Genomic DNA, 14,918 nt, shown 5'->3' on the forward strand with positions numbered 1-14,918 from the left:
CGCCACAGGTCATGGCCTGCACGGCTCAATGCTCGCGGTGGAGATTCCGCTGCAACCGCGCCGAGACCATCGAATTCTCGTGCCAGGCGGCGTCCTGGATGTGTTTCGGCTGGCCCCGCAGCCAGCCGCGCTGCGCGGCGAGCCGGTTCTTGCTGCCGGCATGCTTGGCGATGGCGTAGCGCACTTCGCCCTCGGACGAGACCACGATGGTGGAACCGCCGAGGAACCAGCCTTCGCGCACCCGCGCCTTCTGCACCACTTCGGCGACCAGATCGAACGCGACATCGCCGCGCAGCGATACCCGGCGCAGGGTGCGCAACGACAGCAATCGCGGTGGCGCGAACGCGCCGCCGGGTTCGACCAGTCCGAAATCGTGCGCGTGCCTCGGCGTGCAGATGGTGTCGCCCAGTGCCTGCGCGGCGCGGCGCACGGAACCGCCGTCGTCGTCCTGAGGCCAGTCGCAGAAACCGTCGTCGAAGGTCAGCCCGAGATTGCGGAAGCGCAGCTGCGGAATCACGATCCGCCCGGACTGCGGGGGTTTCCACAGCAGGCTTTCGACGCTGAGCGTGGGCACGTCCGGCACGGTCACGCCATAACGCCGGAACGAGCCGACGATGACTTCACGGTACGCCGTGCCTTCCTCGCCGACCAGGTCGTAGTCAGCGGTGATCAGCGCGCGCAGGTATTCGCCGAAGGTGCAGTGGAACGGCGGGCAGTAGTCGATCGCGCGGATGACGATGTTGAGGAATTTCCGCGCCAGCGTCGAAGCCTGCTGCGCCAGCCAGTGGATGCCTTCGTGCGAGAGCCGGCCCTGATAGGTCGCCAGCGAACGTTTGATCTTGCCGGTGCGGCGCTCGAACACTTCGCAGAACGCATCGAACACCGCCGACAACAACACCGCGCCGAGGTCGTGCTCCTCGTCGTAATGCGTGTACATGTCGCTCTGGGCGATGGCCTCGTCCGGGCCGGGCGTGGTGATCGCGGTACGCAGCGGATTGTGGCCGTCGACCTGGGTGAAGCCGAATTCCTTGCCGATCGACACCAGCAGGTCGTCCTTGATCCCGCCCTGGCTCTTCTCGATCGCGCGTTCCACCATCTCGCGCTGCGAAAAGCGCATGAACACCGCGACCAGATCGGAAAAGCCCTCATGCAGCGCCGACACATCCGGGTGCGTCGGGCGCATGAAATTCGGACGCAGGCCATCGAGCAGCGCATGGCTCATCTCGTGCGCCACGATCTCGCGCGACAGTGCGGTGTAAACCAGCGCACCGGGCTGGCTCGGGCCCTTGGCGAAACGTTCGGCGGTGGCGTAGCCGAATTTCAGCGCGCCGCTTTCGCGATCGTAATAGGCGTTGGCGTCCTTGAACGCCGCAGGCGCGACGCGCAGCTTGCCGTCGACGTGGCCTTTGCCGCCCAGCGGGCCGAATCCGGGATCGCGCCCGAGCGCGCGCACGAAGCGTTCGTAGGTTTCCATGCCCACGGCGTAGACCATCTGCTGGATGAAAGCGCGATTGGTGCTGCTCGGCGGCAGGCCGTCCTCCATCAGCACCGCCGGGCGATCCAGATCCACGCCGTCGTAGGGCGTCTGCGTGCCCTCGTCGAAATCCTGCACCACCAGCACCGCGCCCTGCGGCCCGGGCTGCAGGGGTTCGTAGGGAATCGACACTGTGTAGATCGCGCCGTCCTCGGTGCCGAGGCTCGGATCCTGCGCGTACACGCGCAACTTGCGCCGCGCCGGCATCTCGCGGTTCTGCAACGCCAGCCGCGCGCGCTTGCGGCTGAGACTGTCGTGGACCATGAAGGGCCAGGGTTTGTCAGTGCTCTTACCTGCCATGAGCGATCACTCCCCGCCGAACACACGCCGCTCACTCAACCCGGTCGCCGGTTTCAGCAGCAGCGGATGCTGGCGGGGACGCGTGCCGAACTTCGCAACGATCGCATCCATGAACGCGCGGTTGCTGCTGCCGTCGCGCGCCGCCGTCGCCAACAGCGCGCTGGCATGCCGGGTGAAGTCGCCCTGGCCGTTGCTCTCCCACGCGTATTCGTCGTCGCGACAGGCGGCGAAATGGACCACGCCGGGCAGCGCCGGACGCTCTCCAACGCCGCGCGCGCGCACCGACTTGCCCTTGCGCAACGACAGGAACTTGCGGCGCACGTCGTCGCTCAGCCGTAGAAAACGCACGCGTTCGTCGCTGCCGCGCTTGCCGGTGGCCGGGAGCCCCGGCGCGAAGCGGCTGTTGCTGCCGGAATGGCAGCAGTCCATGAACATCGTGAGGAACGCGCCTTTGGGCAACGCTTCGGTCTGCAGATGGAAATCGTCGTCGATCAGCAGCGCGCCCTTGTCGTAATCGATCGGCACGAACGCCTGGTCGAGACCGCTGGCCTCGTCGCCGTCATCGTCTTCCACCTGGGTGCCGTGACCGGCGTACTGGAACACCAGCTCGTCGCCTGCGCGCGCATCGACGATCAATTCGCGCAGACCCTGCACGATCGCGCTGCGCGTCGCGTCGCGGTCGACGATGCGCCTGACCTGGAACCCGAGCCCGTCGAGCGTGTCGGCCCAGCGCTTGCTGTCGTTGACGCAACCGCTCAACGGCTGGCCGGCGTAGCTGTCGATGCCGATGCACAGCGCGAGTTTGCGCGCATTGCGTTTGCGGTTGCCGCCTGCCGGAGATGGGGATGAAGGCATGGCATCGCTCTCGCCGGCAGCGTCATCGCCTACGGAATCGTCGTCGCCATCGGGTTCCACATCGTCGCCGAACCGGGCCGGCGATTCCGGTCCGTTCATGCAGCAACAGCAGCAGCCCGAACCGCCGTTTCTCGATTCCGTCGCGACGGCCGCCTCCGGGTCGAGGCTGCGACTTTCGATGCCGCAGCGGTCGAATGCATCCTTGCTGGGGAACTGCGTATTGTCGTCGGTGCGGAATATCGGATGTTCCTTGACGTGGCCGCTGGCGAGGATGCGCCTGAGCACCGATGTCATCGTCGCGGGGTCATTGTCGAAACCGCCATGGGTCACGGCGCGGGTCTTGTCGTTGAATCGCCCGGAGTCGTGGGATGGCGACAGCTCGAGCGCGCCGCGGGCCTCGAAGCTCAGTTCGCCGAGCGCCAGCTTCGTCACGCCGAAGCAGTCTGCGATGTCGTTTTTCCTGCCTTTCGCGACGCCATCGAAAACATCCTTCGCCAGACCGAGAATCCGACCGTCGGTGTGGTCTTCGCAGGCTTCCCGCACGAAATAAAGCAGCGATTTCCGGTAGACATGCGCGACCGAGTCGTCCTGCTCGGCTTCATCGGTCATCGTGTACATCGTCAAGTCGTTGATGCGCGGGACTGCGCCATTCGGCAAGTGCGGCATGACGCGCTGCGCAAACACATCGGTGCGGATCGCGGGTGCGAGATAGGTCAGCGTTTCGATGTCGCAGGCGGACGCGTCTGTGGCCGACGTTCCATGCAGCAGCGGCAGGAATTTCGACAGCAGGATCGGCCCGGTACTGTGCCCGATTGCATGCACCTTAAGCTTGCCCTTGTGCTTTTGCAGCAAGGGCTTCAGCAACTCGGCGAACAACCATGCGCCGCCGGGGCGGTTGTCCAGCGCGGGGATGCTTTTCAGCGATGCGTTCTCGGCATCGGTCTTCATGCGCGCCCAGACCTTGCGCGCAGCGCGCTGGGTCAGACCTTCGAGCAGCCGATCCCACAGATCGCCCAGTCCACGCGCTCCGACGGCGCGCGGCGTGTTGCGCAGGGTATCGAGCAGTCCCGACTCCCAGATGAAGAAGACCGGATAGACATCATGCGCGAGCCACCATCGCAGCATGCTGCGCGCGTAGCAGAGCGCGACCTTCTCGTTGTTGAGGCCGCCATGCACGTAGAACACCAGGTGCGGCGTCTTGTTGTTCTGCAGACGGCGCTCGATATAGGCCGGCAGATGCGTATCGACGATCGCCTTCAGCGAGGAACGCGTGCAGGAGAAGCCGGACAGGCTGCTGGACAGATCACCTTCGCTCGACAGCACGCCCTTGGAGAGATTGATCACGTGGGGCAGCAGCGGGTGGACGCTGAAATCGACTCCGCGGGCCGCCGCCGGCGCAAGCGCGCCGCGTTCGATCAGATCGACGAGGAATGCCTGACGCTGCAGCGAATCCTGATCCTCGGGCACTTCGGCGAATGCCGGTTCGAGATCGAGACCATCTTCCGCGGACGGGTCGCGCGACCGGGGGCCATGCCAGCCGCGGATCGCCTCCCCATCCAGCACAGCATCCGACTGGGCAGGCAGCGTCGGATCGGCGCCCGCGAGCAGTGCGGTGATCGCGGCGCATGTCGCCTTGGCATGCTTGGGCATATCCCTCGGGAACAGCACCGCTTTCCGATTCAGGTCGAACCGCTCCAGCAGGGCCCGGACCACCGCGAGAAGAACGTCCTGCTGCGGGCTTTCGAGTTTGTCGTTGCCATCATCGAAGTTGCCGATGATTTCGATCATGAACGGCCCTTTGCGGCGCGATCCGTTCTGGCCGCTGGCACTGGCAGGCGGCATCTCGAACGCGCGCCCGGTCCAGATGCCGCCGTGGGGATCGATGCTCAGATGTTGGGCGATGTCGGCCAGACCCACATGCTCGGTGTGGTATCGCCGCATCGCTTCGAGGCTGACCGCGCCACGGAAGTCGCGCTTGGACGGCATCCGCGTGTGGTGCAGATGGATTGCGTCGATCTTGCGTCTGGGCTGCTCCCAGGACTCAAGCAACCGCTCGAAATCGACGAGTCCGATCTTCTGGATCGCGGCCATACGTCCTCCGTGTCCTTGCCCGATGGGTCATCACGACAACGTAATGTGACGACAGTCGCGGTCATCATGCCGATTGGCATCCGGGCAGGCGGACTCTCTGCGGTATCAGCCCGGAATCGTGTTTCCGGCGGGGGCTGGCCTGGCGTCCAGCTGATTCATCCTTTCATCGCGAGATAGCGATACAATGCCCGCCTCTGCGCCGAGGGGCGCTGCAAGCCCGGCTTTCTGGTCCGGGATCAGGCTCGGCGGAGGCTTCACTCTGGAACGGCGCCCGTTCACTGCGCACCCGGCCATCCGCCCGGGCGCACTCGACGGAAGAACCATCGCCATGAACGCACAAGTCAAAACCCACCCCGACTACAAAGTCTCCGACATGCAGCTCGGCGAAGCCGAATGGGGCCGCAAGGAAATCGATATCGCCGAGCACGAGATGCCGGGCCTGATGTCGATCCGCAAGAAGCACGCCGCCGCCAAGCCGCTCAAGGGCGTCCGCGTGACCGGTTCGCTGCACATGACCATCCAGACCGCCGTGCTGATCGAAACCCTGAAGGACATCGGCGCCGACGTGCGCTGGGCCTCGTGCAACATCTTCTCGACCCAGAACCACGCCGCGCAGGCGATCGCCGCCACCGGCACCCCGGTGTTCGCGTGGAAAGGCGAGACGCTGGAAGAATATTGGGACTGCACCCTCGACGCGGTGACCTTCCCGGGCGGCAAGGGCCCGGAGCTGGTGGTCGACGACGGCGGCGACGTCACCCTGCTGATCCACAAGGGCTACGAGCTGGAACAGGGTTCGACCTGGGTCGACGAACCGGCCTCGTCGCATGAAGAAGGCGTCATCAAGAATCTGCTCAAGCGCGTCGCCAAGGAGCGCCCGGGCTTCTGGACCAATGTGGTCAAGGACTGGAAGGGCGTTTCCGAAGAAACCACCACCGGCGTGCACCGCCTGTACCAGATCGCGGAACAGGGCAAGCTATTGGTGCCTGCGATCAACGTCAACGACTCGGTCACCAAGTCGAAGTTCGACAACCTCTACGGTTGCCGCGAGTCGCTGGCCGATGGCCTGAAGCGCGCGATGGACGTGATGCTGGCCGGCAAGGTCGCGGTGGTCTGCGGTTACGGCGACGTCGGCAAGGGCTCGGCGCATTCGCTGCGCGCGTACGGCGCCCGCGTCGTGGTCACCGAGATCGACCCGATCAACGCCCTGCAGGCGTCGATGGAAGGCTTCGAGGTCAACACCGTCGAATCCACCCTCGGCCGTGGCGACATCTACGTCACCACCACCGGCAACAAGGACGTGCTGACGCTCGAGCACATCTCGCAGATGAAGGATCAGGCCATCGTCTGCAACATCGGCCACTTCGACAACGAGATCCAGGTCGACAAGCTCAACGACTCCGACGCCGTGCGCCTGAACATCAAGCCGCAGGTCGACAAGTACACCTTCAAGGGTGCTGATGGAAAGCCGGGCAACAGCATCTACCTGCTCGCTGAAGGTCGCCTCGTGAACCTCGGCTGCGCCACCGGCCACCCGAGCTTCGTGATGTCGAACTCGTTCGCCAACCAGACCCTCGCGCAGATCGACCTGTGGGCCAACAAGGGCACCTACGAAGCCAAGGTCTACATCCTGCCGAAGAAACTGGACGAAGAAGTGGCGCGTCTGCACCTGGAAAAGATCGGCGTGGTGCTGACCGAACTGACCACCGAACAGGCCGAATACCTGGGCGTGTCGAAGGACGGCCCGTACAAGCCGGAGCATTACCGCTACTGATCCACGGCGGTTGCCTGCAAAACGAAAACGGGCGCTTCGGCGCCCGTTTTTTTTGTTTTTGGCTTGTCGTAGAGCGGAACCCCCGAAAGCGATTCCGCCATCCATGGATACCCTGTGGCCAACGGCGGAATCGCCTTCGGCGGTTCCGCCCTGCGCATGCGCCTTACGGCCTTACGTACGTCTCGGAAGGTGTTTGGCGCCTCACTTATAAACCCTACTTGCTGTCAGAACTGACAGGGTGAAAATCTCACTCTAGCGGCTTAGAAAAAACGGATGTACTCTTAAAAATATAATTGCTCTGTCCAACTGCATATCGGGCGGATTGCCATATTGACTGAAGATGAGATTTTGAAAAAAGTCGCTGTACATTGTTGCTAAGCAGATCAAGTATTGCCGCTTCGCTAAGTTGAAACGCCTGTAAGGCTCTAGCACTTCACCTTGGGTGAACTACTGTAGTAGCCTCAGCACTAACAAGTATGGGAGAAATTAATGCATATTCTTGAGATGCTTGCTGTGAGCTCGCCAGCGCGCGACTCGACGCCGATGCCGATTGGTTGTCAATATGACTTTGCCGCTGGGATCTGGAAAAGTGAGCATGGCGCGATTTTGGCGCTGGACCCTGCTTTTGAGCAGCAGACGAAGAAAATGGATTTGGAAACAGGAGAGGATCAGAAGGGTCAATGATGAGGCCCACTGTTCTCATACTCGCGGATCTCCATGATTTTTCAAGTGATAAGGTCTGCTTGGCACTTGCTCAAAAAGGTATAACATACCTTCGACTGAATCGAGACCAGCTGACAGATCTTCGCCTTTGCCTTGATCCTGTTGCACCGCGACTCAAGGTAGAATTTGAAGAGCAAACTTGGGTCGTAGATGAAACCTTGAAAAGCGTTTGGTATCGTCAGCCCACTTACCTTCGCAACTCAGAGGGGCGGGCTCTCTTACCGGCGGAGCAGCTGTCTAGATCTCAATGGATGGCATTCATGCGTGCGCTCAGCGTATTTGACAATGCACTCTGGGCGAATGATCCTTCTGCCACTTTTCGTGCCGAAAATAAGGCTTGGCAGCTCCGCATTGCAAGTGCGATTGGCTTTGATGTTCCTGAGACGCTAATCTCAAACGATTCCGCTGCCCCAGTGCTCGAGAAAATCGGTGACATAGTGGCGTTGAAGTCTCTCGATACGGTACTTCTTAGAGAGGGCGATACACAAACCTTTGCTTTCACGCAGATTGTGCCCTGGTCCGCTTGCGCGAGGTCTGAATTTCAAAAAATACCCTCAACGCTTCAAGCTGTTCTTCGCGACAAGCTTGATTTGAGGGTTACAGTCGTTGGTGAAAGGTTCTGGTGTGTGGCGATCCGTTACAAAGAGAATGGTATTGAAGGCGATTGGCGACTCAACAAGAAGGACGAGCTTACCTACGAGGATTTTGAATTGCCTGATGAAGTGGCAGAATATTGTTTTGCACTAATGCGACGAATGGGCCTTGTTATGGCAGGAATTGATCTTGCACTCAGTGGCCATCGCTATTGGTTCATCGAAATCAATCCTACGGGCGAATGGGGCTGGCTTGAAAGCCGTACACGACCAATTGCGAGCGCTATAGCTTCTGTGCTCACATGATAAAGAAGATCAAATACATATTAGGAGCGCCGTTAGATGAATTTTTATTCCATCTCACGCCTCCGCTCGCCGTCGTACTAACAAATCGTCGGGTTCAAAAGCCGACGCAAGAACGCGTGGCGCGCTGGCAAAAACTATCACCTGAGGTTTTACTCAAAGCCATCTCGGATGAGTGGGATCGTGCAAAATCGCTGGATGATAAGTTGACCAAGACGACAGCAGCACTTTCAATAGCTGCAGCTGTAGGCGGTTCAGCTTCCCGGCCATTGCTGGATGGACTCGCAAATTCCCCGATGAAGACAGTCGTTCTTATTTGTGTACTATTTTCAATTCTTTCGCTCTTCAGTGGAATCATCATGGGTTTCGCAGGTCTGCGTCCAAAACCACGCGGGGGAATTGGCCCTGACTTTGCTGTCATGATGCAAGATGGAGGCGAAGCCTCAATAAGAGCTTGCGTCGATGCGCTTTCTGGGTTTGAGGTATCAAATGCGCGGCGTGCAAACGAAGCTGCTGGCGCCAATGCGGCAATTAGGAATGGCATACTTTCGTTCGTCTTTGCGACCCTTTTGGCGATATTCGCACCGCGCGAAGCAGGAAAGCCCGTCGTGCCGAATTTTGACGTCGACATAGTCATGCCTGTTATCGGAACTGCCGAGCCGCCGAGCATTCAGCAGCAAGCAATAATAGAAAGCCAAGCCTAATAAAATTCTTAACCTCAATGCCAAGATTTATTTGAACTGATGTCGGACCTCAGTCCGTACGCTGGGTCATGGACCCAGCGTACGCATTTCGCCTCACGGCCGCCAACCGGCATTCGCCTCCCAAAACCCCACACTCCGCAAATAAGCCTCACGATCCAGCGGCACCCCCGAACCACCCTCCTCCACGCCCAGCGCATTGCGCATCATCGTGATCGGCGTCATCGGGGTTTCCTCGGGCATCATCGTGTACAGGCAACCGACCACGCCCCAGTCGGCGTCGATGGGCGTGCCTTCCTTGGCCATCTGTTCGCGGCTGTAGAGAATCGGAATCAGATATTCCGCGACCGGCGGCTCCACGCCTTCGAACCAGCGCACCAGCACCGGCAGTTCGTCCTTCGTGCGCGCTTCGTAGGCCGTGCGCAGTCGATTCCGATTGTTGTCGTCGATCGGAATCGTCATGCAGCGCGTCGTCGTCCAGTTGCGATGCACGTGCAGCTTGCAGAACAGCGCGTAGCCATCGAGCACCGCCAGCGGCGTTTCCGCATTGAGGCGATGCTCGAACGCTTCGGGCGTGCAGTCCTGGAGGGTGTTGCGGCGGGGTTCGCGGGGGAACAGGCGCGGGCGGGCGAATTCGGTCAGAACGATGGACATCGCGGGGGGTCGGGAAACGGAAGCGGGCTTCAGAGTAACGCCGCCGCGCCTCGACCCCATGACCAGGGCCGACAAGTTTCGGCGCCGCCGGCACATTGATGCACATTCATCGCGATAAAGAGATATTATGCCGACGACACGACTGGACGCCGTCATGACCGCCATTTCCTTCGAGTTCTACCCGCCCAAGACCGACGAGCAGCGCGCGCTGCTGGACCGCACCGCGCAGAAGCTGAAGTCGTATGCGCCCGACTACGTCTCCTGCACGTTCGGCGCCGGCGGCTCGACCCTCAGCTATACCTCCGAAACCGTGCGCCACCTCAAGCAGGAGCACGGTTTCGACGCCGCGCCGCACGTCTCGTGCATGGGTGGCAGTCGCGAGGAGATCCGCGAACTGCTGCGGCTGTATCGCGCACTCGGCTGCAAGCGCATCGTCGCGTTGCGCGGCGACCTGCCGTCGGGCATGGGCCATCACGGCGACCTGCGCTACGCCTCGGACCTCATCACGTTCATTCGCGACGAGCACGGCGACCACTTCCATATCGAAGTCGGCGCGTATCCGGAAACGCATCCGCAGGCCGAGGATGCACTGGCCGACCTGCGTCATTTCAAGACCAAGATCGATGCCGGCGCCAACGGCGCCATCACCCAGTATTTCTACAATCCCGATGCGTATTTCCGCTTCGTCGACGACGTGCGCAAGCTGGGCGTGACGGTGCCGGTCGTGCCCGGCGTCATGCCGATCTCCAACTTCACCCAGCTCAAGCGTTTCTCCGAGAGCTGCGGCGCCGAGATTCCGCGCTGGATGGGCAAACGCATGCAGGCGCTGGGCGACGACGCCGACGGTGTCCGAGAATTCGCGGCGGATCTGGTGGCGACGATGTGCAAACGCCTGATCGACGGCGGCGCACCGTCGCTGCATTTCTACACGTTGAATCTGGCGAAGCCGACGCAGGCGGTGTTGGCGAGGATGTGACGCTTCTTTGCAGGAGCGACGGGAGTCGCGACAGGCCGCGGAAAAATCACTGGCGGTTCGTCGCGACTTCCGTCGCTGCTACAAACAGCGACCCCATGCCGTGCGAACGGCCTCAGCTTACCCAGCCCGCTACGACGAACAGCGCCAGGATCGCGAGCCACAGCAGCAGGATGCGCCACACCAGGCTCATCGCGTCGCGCAGCTCCGGAGCATCGCCGAGTTGCACCCAGGCATTGCCGGGGCTGGCGCCTTCTTCGATGAATTCCCGGGTTTCCTCGGCGATCTCGCAACGCACGCTGGCGCGGGCGGCGGCGCCGAGATGGGCGTGATCCAATCGCAGCGAGGCGCCGTTGGCGTCGCGCCAGACGCCCAGGACGGTATCGAAATTGCCGACCAGCGCGAGCGAGAGCGTCATCGCCTGCGCGACCGGCCAATTCAGCAGTGCGAAGAAGCGGCGCGCGCCTTCACGGGTGGGCGCAGGCAGCGCATCGGCGAATTCGCCTTCGGCGGCGAGCGCGGCAAGACGGTACAACATCGCGCCGACCGCACCGAGGAGCAGAAACCAGAACAGCACGCCGAACCAGCGACGCAATGCGCTGGCGAATACGCCCTCGACCATCGCGGCGGCTTCGCCGAGGCCGCCATCAAGATGGGCCCCCAACCGGATCGCCGCAGCGCGGCGCGCGACCGCATCCTCCGCATCAGCCACTGCGGTGACATCCGCATCCAGATCGCGCGGGCCCCAGACGTGGAACAGCACCGCAACGCCGAACAACAGGCCGACCACGCCAGCCAACGGCGAGTGCAGCGCGAACTGGAACAGGCCGACCAGGAGCACCGGCGGCAGCAACGCCAGCGCGATGCCGTAACGGCCACGCCGGAATCCCGCGTCTTCATCGACATCACCCGCATGATCGCCGCTGCGCGCATTCAGCCAACGCAGCCACACGCCGAACCAGTCGTATCGGCGCACGGCCGTCGCCAGGGCCGGCGCCAGATGGCCGAGCGCGAGCGCGAAGATCACGGCGATCAGGGTCGCTGACATGGCCGCAGTCTAATCCACGCGGCCGGTGTCGATGCGGGCATGCCAGCATTCGATCAGCCAGCGCGAGATCGAAATGGAGGGCGACAGCAGCAGCCCGGATTCGAGGGTTTCGCCGCGCAGCGCCGCACCGACTTCGTCGTGCGTGAACCAGCGCGCATCTTCGAGCTCTTCATTGGCCTGCGGCGGATCGGGCTCGGCGTCGGCGATGAAACCGAGCATCAGCGACGACGGAAACGGCCACGGCTGCGAAGCGAGGTAACGGCTGCTGCGCACGCGTACGGCGGATTCCTCCATCACTTCGCGCGCGACGGTCTGTTCGAGCGTTTCGCCGGGCTCGACGAATCCGGCGAGCGTGGAATAACGGCGCGCAGGCCAGCTCGCCTGACGGCCGAGCAGAAGACGTTCGCCGTCGGTGACGGCGACGATCACCGCGGGATCGGTGCGCGGATAGTGTTCGAGCCCGCACTGCGCGCATCGGCCCTGCCAACCGCCGCGCTGGAACGCGAGCGCGCCACCGCAGGCGCCGCAGAACCGGTGGCGCTGCTGCCAGTGCAGCACCGCGCGCGCCTGGGCGAAGACGGTCGCTTCGAACGGCGACCATTTCGCCGCAGCGGCGCGCAGATCGACACGATCGCCGGCCGCGCTTTTCGACTCGAAGGACGCGGGCGCGGCGGACATGGCATCGACACCGGCTTCGGCCTGTGCGAACCACGCCTCATCGCCGCGCATGCCGAGGAAGATCGCATCGCCGTGCTCCTCCGCGACCTCGCTGCCGCGTGGCGTGGAGAGACGACCCTGTGCGTCGACGCGGGTTCTGCCATCGCCGTCGACCTGCAGTACCCGCGCGTTCGGCCAGTAGGCATGCAGCGCATCCGTGTTGTCGCGCAGCGCGTCGGCGCGATCGAGCGCGCCCTCGACGAACGCGAAACGTGGCGGCGGTGGTTGATCGCCCGACATCGTCCGATCAGGCGCTGAAGCTGCTGCCGCAGCCGCAGGTGGTCTTCGCATTCGGGTTGCGGATCACGAACTGCGCGCCGTGCAGGCTCTCGGTGTAATCGACCTGGGCACCGACCAGATACTGCAGGCTCAGCGGATCGACCAGCAGGGTGACTTCGTCGGTGGCGACCGCGAAGTCGTCCTCGTTCCGCTGTTCGTCGAATTCGAATCCGTACTGGAATCCGGAGCAACCGCCGCCTTGGATGTAGACCCGCAGCTTGAGCGCGGGGTTGCCTTCTTCGCGGATCAGTTCGCGCACTTTGGCGGCGGCGGCAGGCGTGAAGTCGAGCAGGTGCGCCGGGGAATCGCCCGCAGGCGAGGCAGATGCGGTGGTGTGGATGTCCATGGCGACAGGATGGGGGGATGCGACCCGGGGTTCAAGGAGCAGACGCGAGCGGATGCCCGCAGATACCGGCAACCCGCGCTTCAGCCGCCGCCACGCACGGTTTCCGGCCATGGGAAGGATTGTTCCACCGCGCTGCCGCCTGCCGGCACCAGCCGCACGGTCACCCGCAGCGGCTTGAAGTCTTTCGGCAGCATGACTTCGCCTTCCACCTGCTGGAAATACTTGAAGGAATAGCCCGCCCCGGGCGCGTTGGCCTGCTTGCGCAGGCTCGACCACGACAGTTTTTCGAGGCGGTCGTTGCGGGTCCCTTCGATCGACAGCGTCACCCGCCCGGTGTTGACCGCGCCGCGGTTGAGGTTCTGGGTGAGCGTGGCGACGAAATGCCAGGCGTCGCCGCTCTGCAGCTGCATCTCGAGATCATGGACGCTGAGGCCGCGACGCTGGCCGGTGGCGCCGACGAAGCGCTCGTAGAAGGCGATATCGGCGCGCAGACCGGCGATCTCCTCGTCGCGCTCGGCAAGCGCCCGCTCCAGGTCCCGGTTCGCCTCGCGGCTGATCTGGTCGGAACGACGCAAAGTCGACACTTCCTGACTCAGCTTGTCACTGCTCGCGCGCAGCGCGGTCGCGCTTTGGGTCGAGGGGTCGCCGCCAGCGAACCAGGTCGCCCACACGCCCCACAGGCCGAAGCCCAGCGCGAGCAGGAACACCCCGAGGCCGAGGTAGACCCAGTGATGATGGCTGGGCTCCGGTTCGGCATCCGACACCGGCGGATGGCCGTCGCTGGGCGGCGCATGGTCGGCGGGCGGCAGGTCGACGAAGACCGGGGCGTCGTGTCCGGTGTCGTCCGATGCCACCGCTCCGATCTCCGCAGCGTCCCCGGACGTCGGTTCGACGGACGTTTCGACGACGGCGACGATTTCGACGTCCGCCTCGGCGGGCGGTGGTTCCTGGGCTGCTTCTGGCTCCGGTGTCGCTTCCGCGATCACGATCCCAGCCTCGAGCGGCGGTTTCGGCTTTTTCGCGCGCTGGCGCGGCGGGCGACGCCGGGTCGCCGGGTTCGGCAACGCGGTCGTCGCTGCCGCGTCCGTCGCCGCCTCCGGCATCGATTCCGGCAATGGTTCCGGGTGCAGCGCCTGATCGAGGATGGCCTGGACCGCCGGCTCGTTGACCACGACCAGCGTCTTCGCAGCCTTGCGGGGGGCGCTGCGTCGGCGTTTGGGCAGGGTGTCGTCGGGCGTGTCGTTCATGGGTCGCCATCCTAACGCGACGACCTTAAGGCTTCGTCAAGCAAGGCTTCTGATACTGTCCCCCCGTGCGGCCCGCTTGGCCGTGGCTCGCGCTCCGTAGGTCATGCCATCGGGCGCGCTGTTGGGGAAAACAGATGGTCATTTCCGAAGCTCACGTGTTCGCCATCGGCATCATGCTGGCCTGGCTGGCGGGTGTCCGTGCCTATCTCACGGTGTTCGGCGTGGGTATCGCCGGCTTTTTCGGCTGGCTGGATCTCCCGCCCGCCCTGGAAGCCACCACCTCGCCGTGGGTCCTGGGCGTTTCCGGCGCGCTGGCGCTGGCGGAATTCTTCGCCGACAAGATTCCGGGCGTGGATTCGGGCTGGGACCTGCTGCAGACCCTCCTGCGGGTACCGGCCGGCGCGTTCCTCGCCGCTGCGGCGATGTCGCCGGATGGCGACCTCGGCGCCGGGATGATGGCCGCCGGCGCCGGCGCGGCGCTGACCAGCCACGTGCTGAAGTCCGGCACCCGCGCGTTGCTCAACACCTCGCCGGAGCCGATCAGCAACTGGACCGCTTCGATCGCAGAGGACACTGCGGTGATCGGCGGACTGGCGCTGGTGTGGTCGCACCCGTGGATCGCACTCACGGTCGCGGTCGGCACCGGCCTGACCATCGCCCTCGTCGTCTGGTGGCTGTGGCGCAAGCTGTATCGCGGGGTCTCGCGGATCCTCTCGACCGGATGACGGTTCGGCGGCATCGCCGACCGCTCCGGCGACGCCGGTGCATCGCGGGCTTCCCAAC

Annotated in this window: 13 protein-coding genes and 1 riboswitch; of the genes, 6 read left to right on the forward strand and 7 right to left on the reverse strand. The window is 63.4% G+C overall.

Annotated features, from left to right (window positions below):
* Positions 1–25: 25 nt before the first annotated feature.
* Both HOP03_04040 and HOP03_04045 read right to left on the reverse strand, forming a co-directional pair.
* Positions 26–1,834, reverse strand: coding sequence for a hypothetical protein (locus HOP03_04040; GenBank protein ID NOT87334.1), 1,809 nt, complete (start codon positions 1,832–1,834; stop codon positions 26–28).
* Positions 1,835–1,840: 6 nt separating this feature from the next.
* Positions 1,841–4,780, reverse strand: a complete 2,940-nt coding sequence (locus tag HOP03_04045) for a hypothetical protein (protein ID NOT87335.1) — start codon at positions 4,778–4,780, stop codon at positions 1,841–1,843.
* A 195-nt stretch (positions 4,781–4,975) separates the two neighbouring features.
* Positions 4,976–5,060, forward strand: a riboswitch (S-adenosyl-L-homocysteine riboswitch).
* Between the two features lie 48 nt (positions 5,061–5,108).
* Between HOP03_04045 and HOP03_04050 the strand changes: the two genes are divergently transcribed.
* The 4 genes from HOP03_04050 (at position 5,109) to HOP03_04065 (ending at position 8,874) form a co-directional block, all read left to right on the forward strand.
* Positions 5,109–6,551 (forward strand): adenosylhomocysteinase, encoded by a 1,443-nt coding sequence (locus HOP03_04050; GenBank protein NOT87336.1) that lies wholly within the window; start codon positions 5,109–5,111, stop codon positions 6,549–6,551.
* Positions 6,552–7,040: 489 nt separating this feature from the next.
* On the forward strand, positions 7,041–7,235 hold the full coding sequence (locus tag HOP03_04055) for a hypothetical protein (GenBank protein NOT87337.1): 195 nt from the start codon (positions 7,041–7,043) through the stop codon (positions 7,233–7,235).
* Positions 7,232–8,173, forward strand: coding sequence for a RimK-like protein (locus tag HOP03_04060; GenBank protein ID NOT87338.1), 942 nt, complete (start codon positions 7,232–7,234; stop codon positions 8,171–8,173). Before HOP03_04055 ends, HOP03_04060 begins: the two co-directional genes overlap by 4 nt.
* Positions 8,170–8,874 carry a hypothetical protein gene (locus HOP03_04065; GenBank protein ID NOT87339.1) on the forward strand — a complete coding sequence of 235 codons (705 nt, stop codon included), beginning with the start codon at positions 8,170–8,172 and terminating at the stop codon, positions 8,872–8,874. The genes HOP03_04060 and HOP03_04065 overlap by 4 nt, the downstream gene beginning before the upstream one ends.
* 93 nt (positions 8,875–8,967) lie before the next feature.
* Here the strand turns inward: HOP03_04065 and HOP03_04070 are convergent, their stop codons facing one another.
* Positions 8,968–9,525, reverse strand: a complete 558-nt coding sequence (locus HOP03_04070; protein NOT87340.1) for a DUF3228 family protein — start codon at positions 9,523–9,525, stop codon at positions 8,968–8,970.
* A 154-nt stretch (positions 9,526–9,679) separates the two neighbouring features.
* Between HOP03_04070 and metF the strand changes: the two genes are divergently transcribed.
* Positions 9,680–10,501 carry a methylenetetrahydrofolate reductase [NAD(P)H] gene (gene metF / locus HOP03_04075; protein NOT87341.1) on the forward strand — a complete coding sequence of 274 codons (822 nt, stop codon included), beginning with the start codon at positions 9,680–9,682 and terminating at the stop codon, positions 10,499–10,501.
* Positions 10,502–10,613: 112 nt separating this feature from the next.
* Here metF and HOP03_04080 read toward each other — a convergent pair whose 3' ends face one another.
* From HOP03_04080 to HOP03_04095, 4 genes are all read right to left on the reverse strand, one after another.
* Positions 10,614–11,546, reverse strand: a complete 933-nt coding sequence (locus HOP03_04080) for a hypothetical protein (GenBank protein ID NOT87342.1) — start codon at positions 11,544–11,546, stop codon at positions 10,614–10,616.
* 9 nt (positions 11,547–11,555) lie between these two features.
* The gene (nudC, locus tag HOP03_04085; GenBank protein NOT87343.1) at positions 11,556–12,503 is read right to left on the reverse strand and encodes an NAD(+) diphosphatase; all 948 of its coding nucleotides are present in this window, start codon (positions 12,501–12,503) and stop codon (positions 11,556–11,558) included.
* 7 nt (positions 12,504–12,510) lie between these two features.
* On the reverse strand, positions 12,511–12,888 hold the full coding sequence (erpA, locus tag HOP03_04090) for an iron-sulfur cluster insertion protein ErpA (protein ID NOT87344.1): 378 nt from the start codon (positions 12,886–12,888) through the stop codon (positions 12,511–12,513).
* Between the two features lie 80 nt (positions 12,889–12,968).
* Positions 12,969–13,652 (reverse strand): hypothetical protein, encoded by a 684-nt coding sequence (locus HOP03_04095; protein ID NOT87345.1) that lies wholly within the window; start codon positions 13,650–13,652, stop codon positions 12,969–12,971.
* Positions 13,653–14,275: 623 nt separating this feature from the next.
* Here HOP03_04095 and HOP03_04100 point away from each other — a divergent pair.
* Positions 14,276–14,860: a DUF4126 domain-containing protein gene (locus HOP03_04100; protein ID NOT87346.1), complete on the forward strand. Its 585-nt coding sequence runs from the start codon at positions 14,276–14,278 to the stop codon at positions 14,858–14,860.
* Positions 14,861–14,918 lie beyond the last annotated feature (58 nt).

This window comes from Lysobacter sp. (assembly GCA_013141175.1).
In the GTDB taxonomy this organism is placed as follows: Bacteria; Pseudomonadota; Gammaproteobacteria; order Xanthomonadales; family Xanthomonadaceae; genus Lysobacter_I.